This window comes from Sphaerisporangium sp. TRM90804 (assembly GCF_029846175.1).
In the GTDB taxonomy this organism is placed as follows: domain Bacteria; phylum Actinomycetota; class Actinomycetes; order Streptosporangiales; family Streptosporangiaceae; genus Sphaerisporangium.
On record NZ_JARWAC010000001.1, the window covers coordinates 51,803 to 71,554 of the forward strand.

The 19,752-nt window shown below is 73.2% G+C and carries 18 protein-coding genes; 8 read left to right on the forward strand and 10 right to left on the reverse strand.

Annotation, left to right across the window (positions count from 1 at the left end; all coding sequences use genetic code 11):
• Positions 1 to 541: 541 nt before the first annotated feature.
• Positions 542 to 2,536 carry a hypothetical protein gene (locus tag PYR91_RS00265; RefSeq protein WP_279776787.1) on the reverse strand — a complete coding sequence of 665 codons (1,995 nt, stop codon included), beginning with the start codon at positions 2,534 to 2,536 and terminating at the stop codon, positions 542 to 544.
• 36 nt (positions 2,537 to 2,572) lie between these two features.
• Positions 2,573 to 3,394, reverse strand: a complete 822-nt coding sequence (locus PYR91_RS00270) for a CAP domain-containing protein (protein WP_279776788.1) — start codon at positions 3,392 to 3,394, stop codon at positions 2,573 to 2,575.
• 465 nt (positions 3,395 to 3,859) lie between these two features.
• Between PYR91_RS00270 and rplM the strand changes: the two genes are divergently transcribed.
• The 4 genes from rplM to PYR91_RS00290 all read left to right on the forward strand — a co-directional run bounded on the left by rplM (position 3,860) and on the right by PYR91_RS00290 (position 7,820).
• Entirely contained in the window at positions 3,860 to 4,303 is a 444-nt protein-coding gene (gene rplM / locus PYR91_RS00275) for a 50S ribosomal protein L13 (RefSeq protein WP_279776789.1), read from the forward strand.
• Positions 4,304 to 4,357: 54 nt separating this feature from the next.
• Complete coding sequence (rpsI, locus tag PYR91_RS00280; protein ID WP_279776790.1) at positions 4,358 to 4,882, forward strand: 30S ribosomal protein S9; 525 nt, start codon at positions 4,358 to 4,360, stop codon at positions 4,880 to 4,882.
• Positions 4,879 to 6,240: a phosphoglucosamine mutase gene (gene glmM, locus PYR91_RS00285; protein ID WP_279776791.1), complete on the forward strand. Its 1,362-nt coding sequence runs from the start codon at positions 4,879 to 4,881 to the stop codon at positions 6,238 to 6,240. The genes rpsI and glmM overlap by 4 nt, the downstream gene beginning before the upstream one ends.
• Positions 6,241 to 6,467: 227 nt before the next feature.
• Positions 6,468 to 7,820, forward strand: coding sequence for a cytochrome P450 (locus PYR91_RS00290; RefSeq protein WP_279776792.1), 1,353 nt, complete (start codon positions 6,468 to 6,470; stop codon positions 7,818 to 7,820).
• Between the two features lie 70 nt (positions 7,821 to 7,890).
• On the opposite strand, the gene PYR91_RS00295 is transcribed toward PYR91_RS00290, so the two are convergent.
• Complete coding sequence (locus PYR91_RS00295) at positions 7,891 to 8,433, reverse strand: hypothetical protein (RefSeq protein WP_279776793.1); 543 nt, start codon at positions 8,431 to 8,433, stop codon at positions 7,891 to 7,893.
• A gap of 206 nt (positions 8,434 to 8,639) precedes the next feature.
• On the opposite strand from PYR91_RS00295, the gene PYR91_RS00300 reads away from it, so the two are divergent.
• Positions 8,640 to 9,032 (forward strand): hypothetical protein, encoded by a 393-nt coding sequence (locus PYR91_RS00300; protein WP_279776794.1) that lies wholly within the window; start codon positions 8,640 to 8,642, stop codon positions 9,030 to 9,032.
• A 27-nt stretch (positions 9,033 to 9,059) separates the two neighbouring features.
• Here the strand turns inward: PYR91_RS00300 and PYR91_RS00305 are convergent, their stop codons facing one another.
• Entirely contained in the window at positions 9,060 to 9,752 is a 693-nt protein-coding gene (locus tag PYR91_RS00305; protein ID WP_279776795.1) for a hypothetical protein, read from the reverse strand.
• 386 nt (positions 9,753 to 10,138) lie between these two features.
• Here PYR91_RS00305 and PYR91_RS00310 point away from each other — a divergent pair, with 386 nt between their 5' ends.
• Positions 10,139 to 12,004: a S8 family serine peptidase gene (locus PYR91_RS00310; protein WP_279776796.1), complete on the forward strand. Its 1,866-nt coding sequence runs from the start codon at positions 10,139 to 10,141 to the stop codon at positions 12,002 to 12,004.
• Between the two features lie 66 nt (positions 12,005 to 12,070).
• Here PYR91_RS00310 and PYR91_RS00315 read toward each other — a convergent pair whose 3' ends face one another.
• The 6 genes from PYR91_RS00315 to coaA are packed head-to-tail and all read right to left on the reverse strand — an operon-like array spanning position 12,071 to position 17,515.
• The gene (locus tag PYR91_RS00315; RefSeq protein WP_279776798.1) at positions 12,071 to 12,787 is read right to left on the reverse strand and encodes an ABC transporter permease; all 717 of its coding nucleotides are present in this window, start codon (positions 12,785 to 12,787) and stop codon (positions 12,071 to 12,073) included.
• Positions 12,784 to 13,701, reverse strand: coding sequence for an ABC transporter ATP-binding protein (locus PYR91_RS00320; protein ID WP_279776799.1), 918 nt, complete (start codon positions 13,699 to 13,701; stop codon positions 12,784 to 12,786). The genes PYR91_RS00315 and PYR91_RS00320 overlap by 4 nt, the downstream gene beginning before the upstream one ends.
• Entirely contained in the window at positions 13,698 to 14,630 is a 933-nt protein-coding gene (locus PYR91_RS00325; protein WP_279776800.1) for an ABC transporter permease, read from the reverse strand. The genes PYR91_RS00320 and PYR91_RS00325 overlap by 4 nt, the downstream gene beginning before the upstream one ends.
• Entirely contained in the window at positions 14,623 to 15,531 is a 909-nt protein-coding gene (locus PYR91_RS00330; RefSeq protein ID WP_279776801.1) for an ABC transporter ATP-binding protein, read from the reverse strand. Before PYR91_RS00330 ends, PYR91_RS00325 begins: the two co-directional genes overlap by 8 nt.
• Positions 15,532 to 15,571: 40 nt before the next feature.
• On the reverse strand, positions 15,572 to 16,537 hold the full coding sequence (locus PYR91_RS00335) for a DUF389 domain-containing protein (RefSeq protein ID WP_279776802.1): 966 nt from the start codon (positions 16,535 to 16,537) through the stop codon (positions 15,572 to 15,574).
• A gap of 54 nt (positions 16,538 to 16,591) precedes the next feature.
• Positions 16,592 to 17,515, reverse strand: a complete 924-nt coding sequence (coaA, locus tag PYR91_RS00340) for a type I pantothenate kinase (RefSeq protein WP_279776803.1) — start codon at positions 17,513 to 17,515, stop codon at positions 16,592 to 16,594.
• A 98-nt stretch (positions 17,516 to 17,613) separates the two neighbouring features.
• On the opposite strand from coaA, the gene PYR91_RS00345 reads away from it, so the two are divergent.
• Both PYR91_RS00345 and PYR91_RS00350 read left to right on the forward strand, forming a co-directional pair.
• Positions 17,614 to 18,003 (forward strand): holo-ACP synthase, encoded by a 390-nt coding sequence (locus PYR91_RS00345; protein ID WP_279776804.1) that lies wholly within the window; start codon positions 17,614 to 17,616, stop codon positions 18,001 to 18,003.
• A gap of 152 nt (positions 18,004 to 18,155) precedes the next feature.
• On the forward strand, positions 18,156 to 19,748 hold the full coding sequence (locus tag PYR91_RS00350; protein WP_279776805.1) for an NAD(P)H-hydrate dehydratase: 1,593 nt from the start codon (positions 18,156 to 18,158) through the stop codon (positions 19,746 to 19,748).
• Positions 19,749 to 19,752 lie beyond the last annotated feature (4 nt).

Below are 19,752 nucleotides of genomic sequence, written 5' to 3' on the forward strand. Positions count from 1 at the left end.
GGGAGTGGCGGTGTGATGGGCGCCCACGAATGGGAGGCGGTCCCGTCCGGCGGCGGTGTTCCGGGCGTCCAGGGGCCGGGGGCCGGTGCGGTGGACCCCGAGGTGAACGAGGCCGGGCCCTGGGGGGATGGGCCGGTGCCCGGGGTGGTGGAACCCGGGGTGAACGCAGTGGGGCCCTGGGGGGATGGGGCGGTGCTTGGGGTGGCGGGGTTCGGGGTGGGGGCGGTGGGTGGGTCGAGCCAGGGGTCGGGGTCGCGTCGAGGGGGCGCCGAGGTGTCTTGGAACCACGTCGACGTCGCGCCGGGGACGGCGTCCGTTCCGCTCTGCTCGGGGCGCGGCACGTCGGCCTGACCGAAGCTGGGAGGAGGCATCGCCGGAGCCCCCGAGCCCTCGGTCTCACGTTCGCGCTCTGACCCGGAATCCTGGCCACGCATACGCGGAAGCGTATCCACAGTCGGAGTTCCGCATACCGCTATGGGCGTTTCCCGGTCTAGCTCACCCGTCGATTTGCCGCGTTCATGTGCTTATAGACCATTTAGGACTAGTTGCCACGGGCCCCGGTGAGCGCCCGAGTGTCCAGGGCGGAGAAGACGCTCACCTCGGTGATGTCGACCGCCGCACGGTTCAGCCGCTTCAGCTCGGCCTTGTTCGGCTTGTGGCCGTCCTTGTACTGGAACCACAGCAGGACCAGGTAGTGCCCCTGCGACCAGGCGATCGCGTAGGAGTCGTCGCCGCTGCCGAGGAACTTGGTGACGGCGTCCTTCCCCTGGAGCGGCTTCACGTAGTCCTCCAGCTCGCCCCCGTTGCCGACCTTGGCCGCCTTCGCGGCCGCGGCCGAGGTCTTCAGGTTGGCCACGCCGACGGTGCCGATGAGGTTGCCCGGCACGTCCCGGAAGCTGGCGCGCAGCAACTGCGTGCAGGCGCCGGACTCCAGGGCCTTCTGAATGGCCGCGCCCTGGACGGCGTCCTTGCACTTCTTGTCTGCGCGCCGCACCGTCATCGTGTACGAGCGGCCGTTCGCGCTGAGCTTCTTGCGGCCGAACACCTCGTCGAGCGTGAGCGGCTGCGGGTCGGTCTTGCGGGAGGCGGCGAAGCCGTGCTTCCCCTCGGGCGCGCCGACCATCGGCACCGGCCCCGTCGGCCGGGTGGTGGACGGGGTGGCGGTGCTCACCGGTTCGTCCGCGTTGCTCATCCAGACGATGCCCGCGCCCACCGCGACCAGCAGCGCGGCGACACCGCCGGCGAGGATGACGGGGCCGCGCGAACGCCTCCCGGGATCCTCCGGCTCCCTCCTGCGCTTCTCCTTCGGCGGCGGAGGCGGGGTCTTGCCCCCTCGCGGCTCCGGAGCGCCCTCGCGCGGGGCGAAGGCGCTCGCCTGCGCCCGTCGCGGCTCGAAGGCGCCGGTCTCGGGAGCGCCCGCCTGCGGGCGCCCGCTCCTGGAACGACGGCCACCCGGGCCCGTCCGCTCCGGACGGCCCTCTTCGGGCCCGACGGCGCCGAACGAGCCGGTTCCAGGCCCGACGGCGCCGAACGAGCCGGTGCCGGGCCCGGGGACGCCGAACGAGCCGGTGCTGGGGCCGGGGGTGCCGAACGAACCGGTGTCGGATCGCGAGGTGCCGAATGGGCCGGTGCCGGTGCGGGGGGACGCGAGCGAGCCGGTGTCCGCGCTTGAGGTTCCGAACGGGCCGGTGCCGGCGGCGGCGCCGAACGAACCGGTGTCGGAGCGTGGGGTGCTGAACGGGCCGGTGCCGGAGCTTGGGGTGCCGGACGGCTCGGGGCCCGTTCCGGGCGCCGCGCCGAACGATCCGGTGTCCGTGCGGGGGGAGGTGAACGGGTCGGCGCCGGTGCCGGGACGCGCGAACGAGCCGGTCGGGGGCGGCCCCGCCGCGGGGGAGCCGGGGCGGCGGGCCTCGAAGGGGCCGCGGGCGACGTCCTCGAAGGGGCGGCCCTGGGCGGGACGCGTCTCGAACGACGGCCCGCTCTCCTGGAAGGGGCGCCGGGGGGTCTGGCCGGTCTCGAACGAACCGCCCTGCCCGGGCGCTTCGAAACCGCCCCCAGCGGCCTCGGAGGCGCCGCCGCGTGACGTCGAGAAGGGGTCGGTCTGGGCCCGCTCGAAGGGGCGGTCGCTCCCGAGCCGCTCGAACGGATGGTTCTGCGCCGGCGAGGTGGCGAAGGGGCGGTCGGCGCCGCCGCCGAAGGTGCGTCCCACCCCGAAGGCGGTGTCGCCCCCGGCGGGACCGGCCTGGCTCTCGCCGGGCGTCTGGGCCTCGGCCCGCCTGCGCCGCTCCTCCATGCGCGACCACGGCCGCGGGGCCGGGTCGTGCCCCTCCACGGACGGCCACGACGCGGCTCCGGGCGCCTGCCGCCGCGTCTCGGCCTCGCCGGGAGCCTGTGTCTCGCCGGACGCCCATGACGCGCCCGGGTCGGACGCCTGCTCCTGCTGCTCGCCTTCGCGCCGGGGGTCACCGGCGCCCTGAGGCGGCTCGTACGGGCGGTACGGCTGGCGGCGTGGCTGTCGATCCCCGGGGTAACCCATGCGCCCGAGACTAACTCGGCGCCGTGACATAACAGGTCAGGAATAGCCGAAGTCCTGCGTCCACCAGATGTCGCCCGAACCATGGGCGACCCCTACCCCAACGGTCGTGATCTGGCAGTTCAGGATGTTGCGCCGATGTCCGGGACTGGCCATCCAGCCGCGCAGGGTCTCCTCGGCCGACTGGTAGCCGCGGGCGATGTTCTCGGCGGCGCTGTTGGAGTACCCGGCCCGGCTCATGCGCTGCCACGGGGTGGTGCCCTGGGGGGAGGTGTGGCCGAAGTAGTTCTTGGCGGCCATGTCGCGGCTGTGGGCGCGCGCGGACCTGGTGAGGCGGGAGTCGACGCGCAGCGCGGGGCAGCCCCGGCGCGTGCGCTCCTTGTTGGTGAGGCGGATCGCCGCCGTCTCCAGCCCGCGCACCGGCGGGCCGTCCTGGGCGGCCTGGTGCTCGCGGCCGGCGCCGGCGGCGGTGTCGACGCTCGTGCCCGCCGCCAGCTCCGAGCCGCCGCCGTCGATGGAAGGCGGCGGTTGCGACCTCCGGGCGGCGGTGGCGGTGGGACGCGGCGGGGCCTCGCCGACGACCTTGGTGCTCGGCCGCGCCACGGGCGCGAGCGGCGAGCGGCCGGAGTCCTTCTCGACGGCGGTCTCGGCGACGGCCTCGGGGGCGGCGAACACCTGGTCGGCCGAGGGGGTGGGCTTGCCGGTGTACAGGTAGACGTCGGTCGAGGGGGCGCGCTGCGTGTTGAGCACCACGACGGCGACGCCGGCGAGCAGGATCGCCGTCAGGCACGCCAGTGGCCCCAGGCGGCTCCGGCGTTGGGATGACCGCTGGGTCTGCCGGGGGTGAGGCGACTGACTCATGCCGCTGTCAAATATAGAGAGATCGGCTCATGTTAAAGAAGAGACGCGGGAGACTGGTTTTGGTGGCGGCCGGGTTCGGCCGGCACCCGAACCGGCGGCGGGTCTGGAGCTCCAAGAGGTCCGGCGGAGAGAGCGCGGGTCCCCGGACGGCTCGGCGAGGGCGCGCCGCGCCGCCGTCCGCCCTGGATGAGCCGCCGTCAGCCCTCGATGATCCGTGCCGTGTGAAGGCCGGGATACACTGGGCGTGGACCCGGTGTGATGCCCGCGCTGGCGGCGGTTCGTTTTGACCCGTGACCGTCACGACCGGTAGTCTGCTGATTCGTTGTGTGTGGATCGGTCTGTTCAATCGACCGATACGCGGCGCGTCCGGCGTCATCTCCCTGTTCGCGGAGACGGATCGGTCTGTGCTGTCGTGCGCCACCCACGACCCACCGAGAGATGCCGATCCCACAGAAGGCTCACACCGTGCGCACGTTCACCCCTAAGGCCACCGACGTCGAGCGTCAGTGGTACGTCATCGACGCCACCGACGTCGTGCTGGGTCGGCTGGCCACCCAGGTCGCGACGCTGCTCCGCGGTAAGCACAAGCCGATCTTCGCGCCGCACGTCGACACCGGTGACTTCGTCATCGTGATCAACGCCGACAAGGTGGCCCTCACCGGCAACAAGCTGGAGAAGAAGAAGGCGTACCGCCACTCCGGCTACCCCGGCGGTCTGCGTGCCGTCCCCTACAGCGAGCTGATGGAGAAGCGGCCCGACCGGGCCGTGGAGAAGGCCGTGAAGGGCATGCTCCCCAAGAACTCCCTCGGCCGCAAGATGGCCAAGAAGCTCAAGGTGTACTCCGGCGGCGAGCACCCGCACAAGGCGCAGCAGCCGGTCGCCTTCGAGATCACCCAGATCGCCCAGTAGTCGCACACCGTTGGCCGCCGGCTGACGCCGAGATCGAAAAGTAAGAGGAGAACCGTGGCCGAGCCCACCGGTGTCGAGACGCCCATCGAGGGCGGTTTGGACATTGCGGAGAACTCCGAGGAGTTCCCGTCCGAGTACACCACCGAGTCCGCTCCCGCCAGCGACGCCCCCACGCGTAAGCCCATCACCACGGGCAACTCGTACGGCACCGGCCGTCGCAAGGAGGCGATCGCCCGGGTGCGCATCGTGCCGGGCACCGGCAAGTGGACCATCAACGGTCGCTCGCTGGACAACTACTTCCCGAACAAGGTCCACCAGCAGATCGTCAACGAGCCCTTCGTGACGCTCGGCGCCGAGGACCAGTTCGACGTCTTCGCCCGCATCGACGGCGGCGGCGTGACCGGCCAGGCCGGCGCCCTGCGCATGGGCCTCGCCCGCGCGCTGACCGCCCTGGACGTCGACGTCAACCGGCCGCCGCTGAAGAAGGCCGGCTTCCTGACCCGTGACGCCCGGGTCAAGGAGCGCAAGAAGTACGGCCTCAAGAAGGCCCGTAAGGCTCCGCAGTACAGCAAGCGTTGACGGGCCGGCTCTTCGGCACCGACGGGGTTCGTGGGGTCGCGGGTCGCGACCTCACGGCCGAGCTCGCCATGGACCTCTCGGTCTCGGCGGCTCACGTCCTCGGCGATGCCGGCGCGTTCGAGCCGAACGTCGGGCGGCGCGGCCGCCCGGTCGCCGTGGTGGGCCGCGACCCGCGTGCCTCCGGAGAGTTCCTGGAGGCCGCGGTGGTCGCGGGGCTCGCGTCGTCCGGTGTCGACGTGCTGCGCCTCGGCGTGCTCCCGACCCCGGCCGTCGCCTTCCTCACCTCGGCACTCGGGGCCGACCTCGGGGTCATGCTGTCGGCGTCCCACAACCCCGCCCCCGACAACGGGGTCAAGTTCTTCGCCCGGGGCGGCTTCAAACTGCCCGACTCGGTCGAGGACGACATCGAGCGACGGCTCGGCGAGAAGTGGAACCGTCCGGTCGGCGACGCCGTGGGCCGGGTTCGCGAGGCGTACGGCGAGGCCGACCGCTACGTGTCCCACCTGCTGTCGTCCCTGCCGGGGCGCCTTGACGGCCTGCGGGTCGTGCTCGACTGCGCCAACGGCGCCGCCCACGTGGTCGCGCCCGAGGCGCTGCTGCGGGCCGGGGCCGTCGTCGAGACGATCGGCGCCTCGCCCGACGGCCTCAACATCAACGAGGGCGTCGGCTCCACCCACCTCGACGCGCTTCGCGAGGCGGTCGTGGAGCGCGGGGCGCACGCCGGCATCGCCTTCGACGGCGACGCCGACCGCTGCCTGGCCGTGACCCCCTCGGGAGAGGTGATCGACGGCGACCAGATCATGCTCATGCTGGCCCTGGCCATGCACGAGTCGGGCAGGCTGGCCAAGGACACCGTCGTCGCCACCGTGATGTCCAACCTCGGCTTCAAGATCGCGCTGAGGAAGGCCGGGCTGACCATGGTGGAGACGGCCGTCGGCGACCGCTACGTCCTGGAGGCCATGCGGCAGGGCGGCTTCAACCTCGGCGGCGAGCAGTCCGGGCACGTGGTGATGCTCGACCACGCCACCACCGGGGACGGCGTGCTCACCTCGCTGCATCTGCTCGCGCAGATCGCGCGCTCGGGGCACTCGCTGGAGGAGCTGGCGTCGGCCATGACCCGGCTGCCCCAGGTGCTGGTCAACGTCCGCGACGTGTCCAAGGCGAAGGCGGCCGCGTCCGAGGAGCTGGCGTCGGCCGTGGCCGAGGCCGAGAAGTCGCTCGGCGACACCGGCCGGGTGCTCATCCGGCCGAGCGGCACCGAGCCGATGATCCGGGTGATGGTGGAGGCCGAGTCGCAGGCCGAGGCCGAGCAGCTCGCCGGCAGGCTGGCCGAGGTCGTCCGCACCGCCTGCGCCTGAGCGCCGGCGGGGCCGGGCCCGTCACACGTGCACCGCGGAGGCGGGGCCCCGTTCGGGGCCCCGCCTCTCGCCTTGCCACGGGACTTCGCGCCGGATTCATCCGTTAAACAGGTCGTTACTGGCTGTACATAGCCTTGTTTCCGCAATCGGTAGGATCGTCCGGGTCGCCGCCTCCGCGGCGGGCCCGGCGGTCTCGCGTCGCCGGGGAACCGAGGTGAGGAGACGTGATGACCACCACGCGGGTGCCGGGGCCGGCCGGATCGCCGCTTCTGGGGTCGTTGCTCGACCTCAAGCGCGACAACCTGAACACCTACCTGCGGGCTCAGCGCGAGTACGGCGACGTGGTGCGCCTCACCGCGGGCCCTCCGGGCATGCGGGCGGAGTACTACGCCGTGTTCTCGGCCGAGGGCGTGCAGCGTGTCCTCGCCACCGACGCCGCGGTCTTCCGCAAGGACACCCCGTTCTACCAGGAGGTCCGCGAGGGGTTCGGTGACGGTCTGCTGACCAGCCAGGACGACGTCTACCTGCGCCAGCGCCGGCTGCTGCAGCCGCTGTTCACGCGGCGCCGGGTGAACACCTACGCCGCGACGATCACCGAGGAGGCCGCGACCGCCGCCGCGCGCTGGCGGGACGCGCCGGGCGGGGTGGTCGACGTCGTCGAGGAGAGCACCCGGTTCACGCTGCGGACGGTGGCGCGCATCCTGTTCGGCTCCGACGTCGACGAGGCGATCGAGGTCGTGCGCCGGGCCTTCCCCGTGCTCGCCGGCCACGTCCTCGGCCGGAGCTTCTCGCCGGTCAAGACGCCCCGCGGCTGGCCCACCCCGGCCAACCGCCGCGCCGAGGAGGCGAGGCGGGCGCTGTACGAGGTGTGCGACAGGATCATCGCCGAGCGGGACGCGCGGGGCGCCGCCGGGGAGCGGGACGACCTGCTCGGCCTGCTCAGGGCCGCCGGCGAGGACGGCGACCATCTTGACGCCGCCGAGGTCCGCGACCAGGTGTTGATCTTCCTGCTGGCCGGTCACGAGACCACGGCGACCTCCGTCGGCTTCGCCCTGCACCTGCTGGCGCGCCACCCTGAGGTGCAGGAACGCGCGTTCGCCGAGGTCGATACGGTGCTGGGCGGCCGTCCGCCCGGGGCGGACGACCTGGACGCGCTGCCCTACCTGACCCGCGTGCTGAAGGAGGCGATGCGCCTGTACCCGGCCGCGCCCAGCGTCGGCCGCAGGTCCACGGCCGAGGTGTTGATCGACGGGCACCGTGTGCCCGCCGGGTCCAACGTGCTGGTGAGCGCCTGGGTGACGCACCGCCACCCCTCGTACTGGAAGGACCCCGAGGTCTTCGACCCCGACCGGTTCACCCCCGAGGCGGAGGCCGGCCGGCCGAGGTACGCGTACTTCCCGTTCGGCGGCGGGCCGCGCGCCTGTGTCGGGCAGCAGTTCTCCATGCTGGAGTCGGTGCTGGGCCTCGCCGTCGTCCTTCAGGCGTACCGGCTGGAGGCCGTGGACACCGAGGTGCCGGTGTCCAGGGGCATCACCCTGCTGGCCAAGGGGCCCGTCCGCTGCCGCCTCACGGCCCGCTGAGGCCGCCTCCGGGGCCCCGGCCGCCCCGCGGACGGTGCTCCCACGTGCCCGTCCGCGGTGCGTGGCCGGCTCAGGCGCGCAGCGCCGCGGCGAACCACTCGTACGCCGGGGCGCTCTCGGGGAACGGCGGGCGGTCGTTGAGCACGCCCATGAGCAGCCAGTAGCGCTCCACCCGCCGGTCGGTGAAGGTCGCGACCCGCTCGGCAAGCCGGGCCCGCCGTTCGGCGGTGGTGCCGGGCGCCAGGATGCGACCCAGGATCTCCTGGCCCCGCGCCGAGTCCGGCGCCACCCCGGCGGCCACGGCCGCGCCGGCGTGCTCGCCGACCCGCTCCGCGTCGAACTCCGCCGGCGGCTCGCCGCCCCGGGCGCCGGTCACGGCCATCTGGCGCACGCCGCGCTGGAAGGACTCGTCGCCCATGAGCGCGGCCAGCTCCTCCCACGCCGCCTGTCGCTCGGGTCCGAGCACGTCGGGGGCGTCCGGCGGCAACTGACGCATCCCGTTCGCGATGTGCGCGCCGGGCGCGTCCGGGTCGATGCCGGCGAACGCCCGGTCGACGAACTCGTCGACGATCCGCTGCCGTTCGCGCGCGGACGATCCGTTCGTCTCCCGCATGATTCCCATCTCCTCCGTAAGGCCGGGCGCCGTGGGCGACCCGGAGTCCTCGGCGACCGTCCGCGGGTGCGGGCCGGTTCGCCTTACGGGTATGAGCCTCCACCCTCCAGTAGATGGAGACTCAAGCGCATTACGGAGATCCGTCGCATCCGGGCCGCCGGGGGACGTAGCAGGAGATGCGCCGAGGTGTTCTAGGGTTGCTGGTCGTGGTCCACAGGCACCGGCACCATCTGCTCGCCCTCGCCTCGTTCGCGGTCGGAGCGGTCTTCACCTGGATGCTCTCCGCCACCGGCACCGACGGCCTGTACTTCCGTTCCGGGCTCTACCCCTGGTCGTGCGCCGCCCTGCTGATCGGCGGCCTGGTGCTCGGGGTGACGGTCTCGGTCAAGAGCGCCGTGGCCGCCCTGGTGCCGTTCGCCGTGCCGCAGCCCCTGCTGGCGATGTGGCGGGGGTGGCACAGTCCCGTGACCCCGCCCGAGCCTGGACGCACGATCGGCGAGCTGTGGGGGGTGGCGTTCGCCGTCTCCACCGTGCTGCTGGTCTTCGCGGTCGGCTGCGTCGCCATCGGCATCTGCGTCCGCCTGATGTTCCGCCGCTGACGACGGACGGCTGACGGCCCCGGCGGGCTAGAGGGCTGGAGGGTCGCCGGCGCGCCCGCGCCGGGAACCGGCGTAGGCGACGAGGCGGGCACGCTGGACGAGGCCCGCGGGCCACAGGCCCGGATGGCTGTTGACCACCGGGTCGAAGCCCCTGCTCTCGCCCTGGGCGTGCGGGACGGGCGTGTGGACGAGCAGCGAGGCGAACGGCGCGCGGCGGGCGCCGTCGACGCCGAGGACGAACTCCAGGGGCGCCTTGCGGACCTCCGCGGCCAGCTCGGCCGGGTCGGGTGACAGCCGCCGCCTCCGGTCGGCCACCGCCAGCAGCCGCACGGGGCCCAGCCGGCTCTCGTAGGCGAGCAGCGTGGAGTACACGCCCGAGGTGAACCCGGTGCTCGGCCACGGGTACACCCGCGGCCAGCCGGCCGTGGACAGCAGCAGGTCGAGGTCGCCTCCCCCCGGGGTGCCGCCGGGCACGCGGACGGCGAGGCCGAGCACGTCGGGCAGGGACCTGGACAGCGAGAGCGACTTGGACATGCGCACCAGCACGTCCCGCTCGCCGGGCTCGTCGAGCACGGGCACCCCGAGACGCAGGCCCGGGCGCTCGGGCACCCGCAGGGTCGCGTGGAAGGTCTCCCCGTCGCGGTGCAGGGCGCGCCCGCCGCGGGCGCCGGCCGCGAGGCGGGCGAGCGGTTCCACGACGCTGGTGAGGAAGGACGTCATGACCGCGGACCTACCCCCGATCGGGTGTTTCTCGCGTGATCCGCCCCATTACGGCCGGGACGACGGCGCGGCGCCGCCATTCCGTCAACCATGATCACCGAGCGTCCGCGGCCGGCGTCGCGGCCCTGGAGGGGCGTGCGGACGCGGGTCCCGTGACCTGCGCGCGCCCGTCGCGGCGGTTCGTGGTCGCGGTCTGGCCCGACGGTCACGCTGTGATCGCGGCCGTGCGCGCAGCCGGTCCGCCTCTTGTGTTTCGGCGAGATTTCTCGCCTGACATATTGCGGCATAGATCGCTCAAATCGCATATTTCTCTCAGCCCCGTCGCGTGCGATGGTCCGCTCAGCATGAGGTCGGCTCATGTGGACCGGAGAAAGGGCACCCCCTCCATGCGACTGCCACCCCTGTTCGCAGCCCTGGCCTGCGCCATCACCCTCGCCTTATCCGGCGAGGTCGCGGCCCAGGCCTCCACGGCTCTCGCCTCAGCCTCGGCGGAGCAGCAGCGGTACATCGTCACCCTCAAGCCCGTCGCCAAGAGCCAGATCCGGGGCCTGGCCACCCGCCAGGTCGAGGAGCAGGGCGGCGTGCTGGTCGGCACCTACCAGCACGCCTTCCAGGGCTACACCGCCCTGCTCACGGCCGAGCAGGCGAAGCGGCTCGGCCGACTGGCCGGCGTGGCGGCCGTCGAGCCTGACGCCGTGGTGACCGCCTTCGACCAGACGCTGCCCACCGGCACCAAGCGCGTCTTCGCCGACCAGAACGCCAACCTCGACATCGACGGCACCGACGACGTGCGGGTGAACGCGGACGCGGCGGTCATCGACAGCGGCGTCGACCTCGACCACCCCGACCTCAACGTCGTGGCGAGCACCAACTGCGTCACCGGCGTGTGCCTGAGCGGCGGCGAGGACGACAACGGGCACGGCACGCACGTGGCCGGCACCATCGGCGCGATCGACAACGGCATCGGCTCGGTCGGCGTGGCGCCCGGCACCCGCATCCACGCGGTGAAGGTCCTCAACGCCGCCGGCTCCGGCTCGCTGTCGGCCATCGCGGCCGGCATCGACTGGGTCACCGCCCGGGCGAGCACGATCGAGGTCGTCAACATGAGCCTCGGCTGCCAGGGCTGCACCAGCACCGCGATCAGCACCGCGATCGCGAACGCCACCAACGCCGGGGTGCTCGTCGTCGTGGCCGCGGGCAACAACGCCGCCAACGCCTCCGGATTCTTCCCGGCCAACCACCCCGACGTCGTCACGGTCTCGGCGGTGTCGGACTTCGACGGCCTGCCCGGCGGCCTGGCCGGCACGGTCACCGTCCCCTGCCGCACGGACGGCGCCACCGACGTCGACGACACGCTCGCCTGGTTCTCCAACTACGGCACCACCATCGAGATCGCGGCGCCGGGCACGTGCATCTACTCCACGTGGCTGAACGGCGGCTACAACTCGATCAGCGGAACGTCGATGGCCAGCCCGCACGTCGCCGGCGCGGCGGCGATCCTCACCAGCGGCACCGCCAAGCCCACCGACAGGGCCGGCGCGCTCGCCGTGCGCTCCACGCTGATCACCACCGGCAACGCCGGCTGGACCGACAACGCGAGCGACGGCGTCAAGGAGCCGCTGCTCGACGTGCACGACGCGTCGCAGTACCCGCCCGGCGGGGGCGGCGGCAACCAGCCGCCCATCGCCCGGTTCGCCGACTCCTGCGTCGGCGCCACGCTGACCTGCGCGTTCGACGGCTCCTCGTCCACTGACGCCGACGGGACGATCGTGTCCTACGCCTGGACCTTCGGCGACGGCGGCACCGCCACCGGGGCCACCGCCTCGCACACGTACGCGGTCGGCGGCACCTACACCGTCACGCTCACCACGACCGACGACGGGGGCGAGACCGGCTCCACCAGCAGGTCGATCACCGTGGGCACGCCGCCCAGCAACTGCACCGGCTACCAGCAGGCGTTCTCCGGAACCCTCACCAGCGGCCAGAACGTCTACCACCCGGGCACCGCCGGGTACACGACGACGGTGTCGGGCGCGCACCGCGGCTGCCTCGACGGGCCCACCGGGGTCGACTTCGACCTGTACCTGCAGAAGTACAACAGCCTCCTGGGAAGCTGGCAGAGCGTCGCGTCCTCCATCGGGACCGGCCCCGACGAGACCATCACCTACAACGGCACCGCGGGCACCTACCGCTGGCGCGTCCACGCCTACAGCGGAGCCGGCGTCTACACCGGCGGCTACACGGCCCCCTGACCAAGCCCGGGCACAAGCGAGATGCCCGGCCGCGCCCCTCGCGGGGTGCGGCCGGGCACCCCGGTGTCACTCGTCGCCGGTCAGGGACAGCGAGCGCAGGCGCTGCCCGGCCCACACGACCGCGCCGACGGTCACGATCACCACGGCGGGCACGGCGAAGCCCATGCTCACGGTGGCCTTGAAGAAGTCGGAGGTGCTGATCTCGGCCGCGAACGTCTGCGCCCACTGCTGGATGGAGAAGTTGCGCGCCCCGGGCACGTAGCCGCCGACCAGGTTCTCCCACACCACCGCGTAGATGATGCCGACGGTCACCGCGTGCCGCGTGATCACCCCGAGGAGCAGGAACACCGCCGCGTACGCGACGCCCCCGACCAGCGAGCCGAGCGCGAACCCGGCCGCGATGCCGGCCTCGCCGCGCAGCAGGATGTACCCCGCCACGAACGTCGGGACGGCGGCGAAGACGGCGAGCAGCGAGGCGGCGACCGCGAACTTGGTGGTCGCGATGACCGGCCGGGAGATCGGCTTGGACAGCAGGTGGATGATCGTGCCGTCGTCGATCTCCGGCGCGATCGTGCCGGTGCCCGCGATCAGCCCGAGCAGCGGCAGCATGGTGCCGATCGCGTAGACCTGCATCAGCGTGACGGCGGCCCGCTCGTCGGTGCTGCCGACGGCGCGCAGCAGGATCGCCAGGCCGATCAGCACGGCGGGCAGCAGGATCAGCAGCAGCACCCGGCGGCGCCCGAGCACGGCCCGGTAGGTGATGCCGGCGACGACGGAGTTCATCGGGCGCTCCCGGAGATGAGGTAGGAGAAGACGCTTTCCAGGTCCTCGTCGGCCGGGGAGAGCTCCCAGACGGTCACCCCGGCGTCGCGGGCGACGCGGGGGAGCAGCCAGGTGAACCTGCGGAAGTCCACCGCCTGGACCTCCAGGCCGGCCTTCCCCAGCGACACGGCTCCGGAGGACGCGTCGGCGATCAGCGCGGCGGCCAGGCGGCGGTCGTCGCTGGAGCGGACGTGGTACAGGTGCGGCCGGTCGGTCATGCGCCTGCGGATCTCGCGGAAGTCGCCGGAGGCGGCGTGCCTGCCGGCGACCAGCACCTCGATCTGCTGGGCGACCCGCTCGACCTCCTCCAGGATGTGGGAGCTGAACAGGATGGTCCTGCCCGCGGCCCCGAGCTCCCTGACGAGATCCATCAGGTGCAGGCGCTGGCGGGGGTCCATGCCGTTGAACGGCTCGTCCAGCAGCAGCACCCGAGGCTCGTGGACGAGCGCGGCGGCCACCTTGACCCGCTGGCGCATGCCCTTGGAGTAGGTCTCGATGCGCCGGTCCTTGGCGGCCTCCATCTCGACCATGGCCAGGGCCTTGGCGGCGGCGTCCTCGGGGGACGGCAGCCGGTGCAGGCGGGCGCTGGACAGCACGAACTGCCAGCCGGTGAGGAACCCGTAGACGCCCTCCCGCTCGGGCACCAGGCCGATCGAGCGGTAGATCTCGTGGTTGCGCCAGATCGGCGTGCCGTCGAGGGTGGCGGTGCCGGTGGAGGGCGCGAGGAACCCGGCCATCATGTGCAGAAGCGTCGACTTGCCCGCCCCGTTCGGCCCCAGCAGGCCGGTGACGCCGGGGCCGACCGTCATCGTGACGTCGTTGACCGCGACGACGTTGCCGTACCAGCGGGAAACCTGGGCCAGTTCGATTATCACGATGAGGCCGCCTTGCGGTAGCGGAGGACGAGAGCGGTGACGCACACCCCGATGATCGCCAGCACGATGACGGCGGACACCGGGCCGCCCAGGTCGGGCGGGTAGCCGCCTTCGTTGTTGGGGCTGGTGCCGAACAGCCACACCTGGAGTGAGTCCACCAGGAAGAACGGGCTCAGCAGCCACGCCCAGGCCGCCGCGCCGTCGCGGCTGCTCGACAGCAGCACGCCCACCAGCACCGCCGACACGGCCGAGGTCAGCAGGTAGAACGCGATGACGGACGCGACGCCGAGCCCGCGCCGCGGCGTGAAGGAGGCCAGCGCCACCCCGACCGAGGCGAGCAGCACCGCGTAGATCACCGCGGTCGCCATGGCGGCGAGGTACTCGGCGGTCATCGGCGGGCCGGGCAGGTCGACGAGCAGCTCGCCCACGTACAGGACGGTCAGCGGCACCGCGATCAGCAGGAACAGCGCCATGGCCATCGACGAGAGCTTGGCGATGACGTAGTCGACCGAGGTCACCGGGCGCGACAGGTAGAGCGGCAGCACCCGGAACCGAAGGTCGGGGGCGACCAGGTAGGGCGACTGCGCGGCCAGGAAGACGGCGAGCACGGCCTGCATGGTGACGGCGTACGCCCCGTAGGGCACTGCCCGCTGCCCGATCATGGCCATCACCGCGATGGAGACCACGGCGGGCAGCATCATCACGCCGGCCAGCAGGAACGGCATGATCTTCGCCCGGGCGGTGCGGCCGAGGCCGAAGACGCCGCGCAGGCTGTTCAGGGTGAGCGCCGACAGGGCGTGGCCCCGGCCGAGGCGCTGGCCGTCGTAGTGCCGGTAGCCGATGTCGTGGATGACCCCGGTCGGCGCCGCGAGCCCTCCGGCCTCGCGCAGGGCCCCGGGACCGGGCTGCTGGACGGTGGGGTCAGACACTGGACACCTCCTCGCGGAACACGTCCTCGATGCGGTGGCGGCCCTGCTCAAGGCGGACGAGGCACAGGTTCAGGTCGACGACGGCGTCGCGGACGGCGTCGTAGGTCTCGGGCGAGCCGACGTCGACGGTGAGCAGGCGGCCGTGCACGGCGACCTGCCGCCCGGCGGCCCGCAGCCGCTCGGCGAGCGGCTCCTGGCCCTCCTCGACCTCCACGGTGACCGACTGCGTGGCCTGCGTGAACTCCCCGATGGAGGAGGAGCGCAGCAGCCGTCCGCCGTCGATGACGATGACGTGGTCGCAGACGCGTTCGAGCTCGCCCAGCAGGTGGGAGGTGACGACCACGCTGATGCCGAACTCGGTGCCGATGCGCCGGATCAGGGCCAGCATGTCGTCGCGGCCCTGGGGGTCGAGGCCGTTGGTGGGCTCGTCGAGGAAGACGAGGCTGGGGTCGTGCACGAGGGCCTGGGCCAGCTTCACCCGCTGCCGCATGCCGGTCGAGTAGCCGCCGATGGGACGGTAGCGCTCCTCGTACAGGCCGACGTGGCGCAGAGTGTCGGCCGCGCGCTCGCGGGCGGCGGTGCGCGGCAGGCCGGACATCTGGGCCATGTGGACGGTGAACTCGGTGGCCGACACGTCGGGCGGGAGGCAGTCGTGCTCAGGCATGTAGCCGACGGCCCGCCGGATGTCCATGGCCTGGGTGGCGGGGCTCAGCCCGAGGACCGTGGCGGTCCCCTCGGTGGGCTCCAGCAGGCCCAGCAGCAGCTTGATCAGCGTGGACTTGCCCGCACCGTTGGCGCCGACGAGGCCGGTGACGCCCTGGCCCGCGGTGACGGTGAGGCGGTCGAGCGCCGTGACCCGGGGGAAGCGCTTGGTCAGCCCCTCGGTGGCGAGGATGGTCATGGCACGGACACTATCCAAGCCCATGGCCTGCTCTCCTCCGTCAAACGGACGAATTCCGCCTCGTCCGCGCGGTGGGGGAGGCGATGTGCAGGCCATACCGCGACCAGAAGAAGCGCTGGAGCACCAGGGTGGCCGTGCCGGCGATCACCATGCCGGCGACGTTGACCGAGAGCTGGGAGACCGAGCCGGCCAGGTCCTCCCAGCGGCCGAGCGCGGTCGCGACCGCGGCGTACCCCGCGGCCGGCACGGTGGTCACCGAGATGAACACCCCGACCAGCGCCGACGACTTGCCGGCCGTCACCGACAGCACCCCGGCGGCGCCGGCGAGCAGCGCCACGATGAACGACCAGCGGTCGGGCTTGACGATGAACTCGACCTCGCCGTGCCCGTTGAGCTGGTCGGGGGTGATCCAGCCCAGCCCCCGGGACACCAGGGCGCAGGCGCAGGTGACCGCGATGGCCACCAGGAACCCGATGACGAGGGTGCGCACGGCCGAGGCGACCAGGTTCCACTCGCGGCGCAGCAGCCCGAAGCAGACGGCGGCCACCGGGCCGAACTCCGGCCCGAGCACCATGCCGCCCATGATCAGGATGATCGAGGGGAGCAGCACGCCGATGGCCACGATCTGCGTGGCGATCGCGAGGAAGGCCAGGAAGGCCCAGGTGATCCGTGAGTCGTTGGCGACCTGCCGGGCCAGCTCCTCCCACACCACGGCGTCCTCGGCGTGGCCGGGCGCCTCGGCCTCGGCCTTCTCGGCCACGTCCGACAGGGAGAGGTCGATGCGCTCGACGGCGATCGAGCCGTGCTCGTCCAGGCCGAGGTCCTTGAGCCGCTCGATGATCTCGTTGGCCGCCTCCCGGGCGACGTCGAAGAGCACCGCGTCGCCCTCGGGGCGGTGCGCGGCTCCGGGCATGACGACGATATTGGTGACGCCCGCCGCGTCGTCGAGCAGGCTCAGCACCTCGGGGGTGCGGGCGGCCGGGGAGATCACCCTCGCGTGCAGCACGGGTCACACCCTACGGAGGAACCGGGGCGCGTACAGCATGCCGGCGCGGCCGGGCTAGGTGCGGCGAAGGCGGACGCGGCGGACGGCGTGGTCGGAACCCTTGTAGAGCACCAGCCCGGCGCGCCCGCGGGTGGGGGCGATGTTCTCGACCAGGTTGCGCTCGTTGACGTCCCGCCAGACCTCCTTGGCGAAGCGGGTGGCGTCCTCCTCCGACATCTCGGCGATGTAGGAGAAGTACGACTTGGGGTCGGCGAAGGCCGTACGGCGCAGCTTGTGGAAGCGGTCGACGTACCAGGACCGTATGTCCTCCGTCTTGGCGTCCACGTAGATCGAGAAGTCGAAGTAGTCGTTGACGGCCAGGGCCGTGGGCGGGGCGGGCTGCAGCACGTTCAGGCCCTCGACGACCAGGATGTCGGGCCGCCGCACGCACTGGACGGCGCCGGGCACGATGTCGTACGCCAGGTGGCTGTAGACGGGGGCGTTCATCTCCGGCACGCCGGCCTTCACCCCGGCCACGAAGCGCACCAGGGCCCGGCGGTCGTAGCTCTCCGGGAAGCCCTTGCGGTGGGTGATCCCGCGCTCCTCCAGCACCTTGTTGGGGTACAGGAAGGAGTCGGTCGTGATCAGGTCGACCCTCGGGTGCTCGGGCCAGCGGGCCAGCAGCGTGTGCAGCAGCCGGGCCGTGGTCGACTTGCCGACCGCGACGCTGCCCGCGATGCCCAGGATGTAGGGCGAGGGCGCCTGGCCGGCGCCGAGGAAGGTGTTCACCGCCGCGCTGCGCTGCCGGGCCCCGGTGAAGTGCAGGTTGAGCAGCCGGGTCAGCGGCAGGTAGATGTCGGTGACCTCGGCGAGGTCGATGGGCTCGTCGACGCCGCGCAGCTCTTCCAGCTCCTCGGCGGTGAGCGTCAGAGGCGTGTTCTGCCGTAGGTCGCGCCACTGCTCACGGCCCAGCTCGACGTACGGATGCGGTGCCTCCATGGACGCAGACTCTACTGACGCGTACGCGCCTCGGCGCCGCAGGGTCGTCCGCGCCGCCGGCGCGCTGCGCGCGGCCGCCGGGGGACCGGTGTGGCAGGGTGACCCCGGACGTCGTCGGCGGGAGCGGGTGGGGCGCGGTGATCGTGGGCATCGGGGTCGACGTGGTCGACATCGGGCGGCTGGAGTCCGCGCTCGCGCGCACCCCGGGGCTGCGCGACCGGGTGTTCACCGACGCGGAGCGGGAGCTGCCGATCCCCTCGCTGGCGGCGCGGTTCGCCGCCAAGGAGGCGGTGGCCAAGGCGCTGGGCGCGCCGCCCGGCCTGCTCCACCGGGACGCCGAGATCACCCCCGGCGCCCACGGGCGCCCGGTGCTCCGGGTGACCGGCCGGGTGGCCGAGGTCGCGGCCGAGCTGGGCGTGCGGCGCTGGCACGTGTCGCTCACCCACGACGGCGGCGTCGCCATCGCGTACGTCGTCGCCGAGGGCTGAGCGTCCGGCCGGGCCCGCCGGGCGCACCGCCGGGCACCGGGCACCACCGGGAGCCCGCGAGCCCTCGCGCGCCGCCGCCGTTCGCGTGCCCGCCGGGCGGCCACGGCGAGTGGCCCTCGCCCCGTTGATCGCCGAGGGCTAGATTCGGTGAGGTGCTGACCGCCTACACCTCCGACGAGATCAGGGCCGCCGAGCGGGCCCTGATGGAGCGCCTCCCCGACGGAGAGCTCATGCGCAGGGCCGCCTCCGGGCTGGCCGTCGCGTGCGCGCGTGCGCTGCCGCGTGTCTACGGCGCCCGTGTCGTGCTCCTGGTGGGAAGCGGCGACAACGGCGGCGACACGCTGTACGCGGGCGCCCTGCTGGCCCGCAGGGGCGCCCGGGTCGAGGCCGTGCTCGCAGGCTCGCGCACCCACCGGGGCGGCCTGGACGACCTGCGACGCGCGGGCGGCAGGATCCTCGACCTGCGCGCGGACGCCCACGGTGCGGCGGCGGGCGACGACGACCGGGCCGCGGGGCCCGCCGGGGCCGCGGGGCCGGACGCCGGCTCCGAGGCCGCCGAGCTGATCCGCCGGGCCGATCTGGTCATGGACGGCCTGGTCGGCATCGGCGGCGCGGGCGCGCTGCGCGAGCCGTACGCCGCGCTGGCCAGGCTCACCGCGGACGCGCCGGGCGTCGTCGTGGCCGTGGACGTGCCGAGCGGCGTGGACGCGAGCACCGGCGAGGTCGAGGGCGACACCGTGCGCGCGCACCTCACCGTCACGTTCGGAGCGGTCAAGGCGGGCCTGCTGATCGATCCCGGGGCCTCCCGCGTGGGCACGCTGCACCCGGTCGACATCGGCCTCGGCCCCCACCTGCCCGACCCCGCCGTGGTCGCGCTCACGGCCCCCGACGTGGCCGACCTGCTGCCGCGCCCCGGCCCGGAGTCCGACAAGTACCGCCGGGGCGTGGTGGGCGTGGTGGCGGGCAGCGACCGCTTCACCGGGGCCGCCGTGCTCGCCGTCGGCGGCGCCGTGCGCGCGGGCGCCGGGCTGGTGCGCTTCGCGAGCGCAGAGGAGCCGGTGCGGCAGGTGCGCGCCCGGTGGCCCGAGGCCGTGACCACGGTCATCTCCCCCGAGGAGGGGGTGGGCAACGTGGGCAGGGTGCAGGCGTGGGTGGTCGGGCCCGGCATGGGCACCGGCGACGACGCCCACGCCATCGCCGGCTCCGTGCTCGCGGGTGACGTCCCGGTGCTGCTGGACGCCGACGGCCTGACGCTGGCAGCCCGCGACCCCTCCCTGCTGCGGCGGGACGCGCCCACGCTCATCACCCCGCACGCCGGCGAGCTGGGCCGCCTCCTGAACGTGCCGCCGGCCCGCATCGAGGCCCGGCGGCTGTACTACGCGCGCCGAGCGGCCGCCGAACTCGGCGTGACGGTGCTGCTCAAGGGCTCGACTACCCTGGTCGCCGAGGAGGGCGGGCCCGTGCGCGTCAACCTCACGGGCACCCCCTGGCTGGCGACGGGCGGCACCGGCGACGTGCTCGCCGGCATCGCCGGAGCACTCCTGGCGGCGGGCAGGTCGTGTCGCGACGCCGGGTCGTGCGCGGCGTTCCTCCACGGCTTCTCGGCCCGCACCGCGGCCGGCACCGGAAGCGGCGAGGCGCCCATCGCGGCGCTCGACGTCGCCCTCGAACTCCCCGCCGCCATCCGCGCGATCACCGCCGGCACCTGGACCGGTCCGGGCGCCGGGTCACGACTGCCAGACTGAGAGG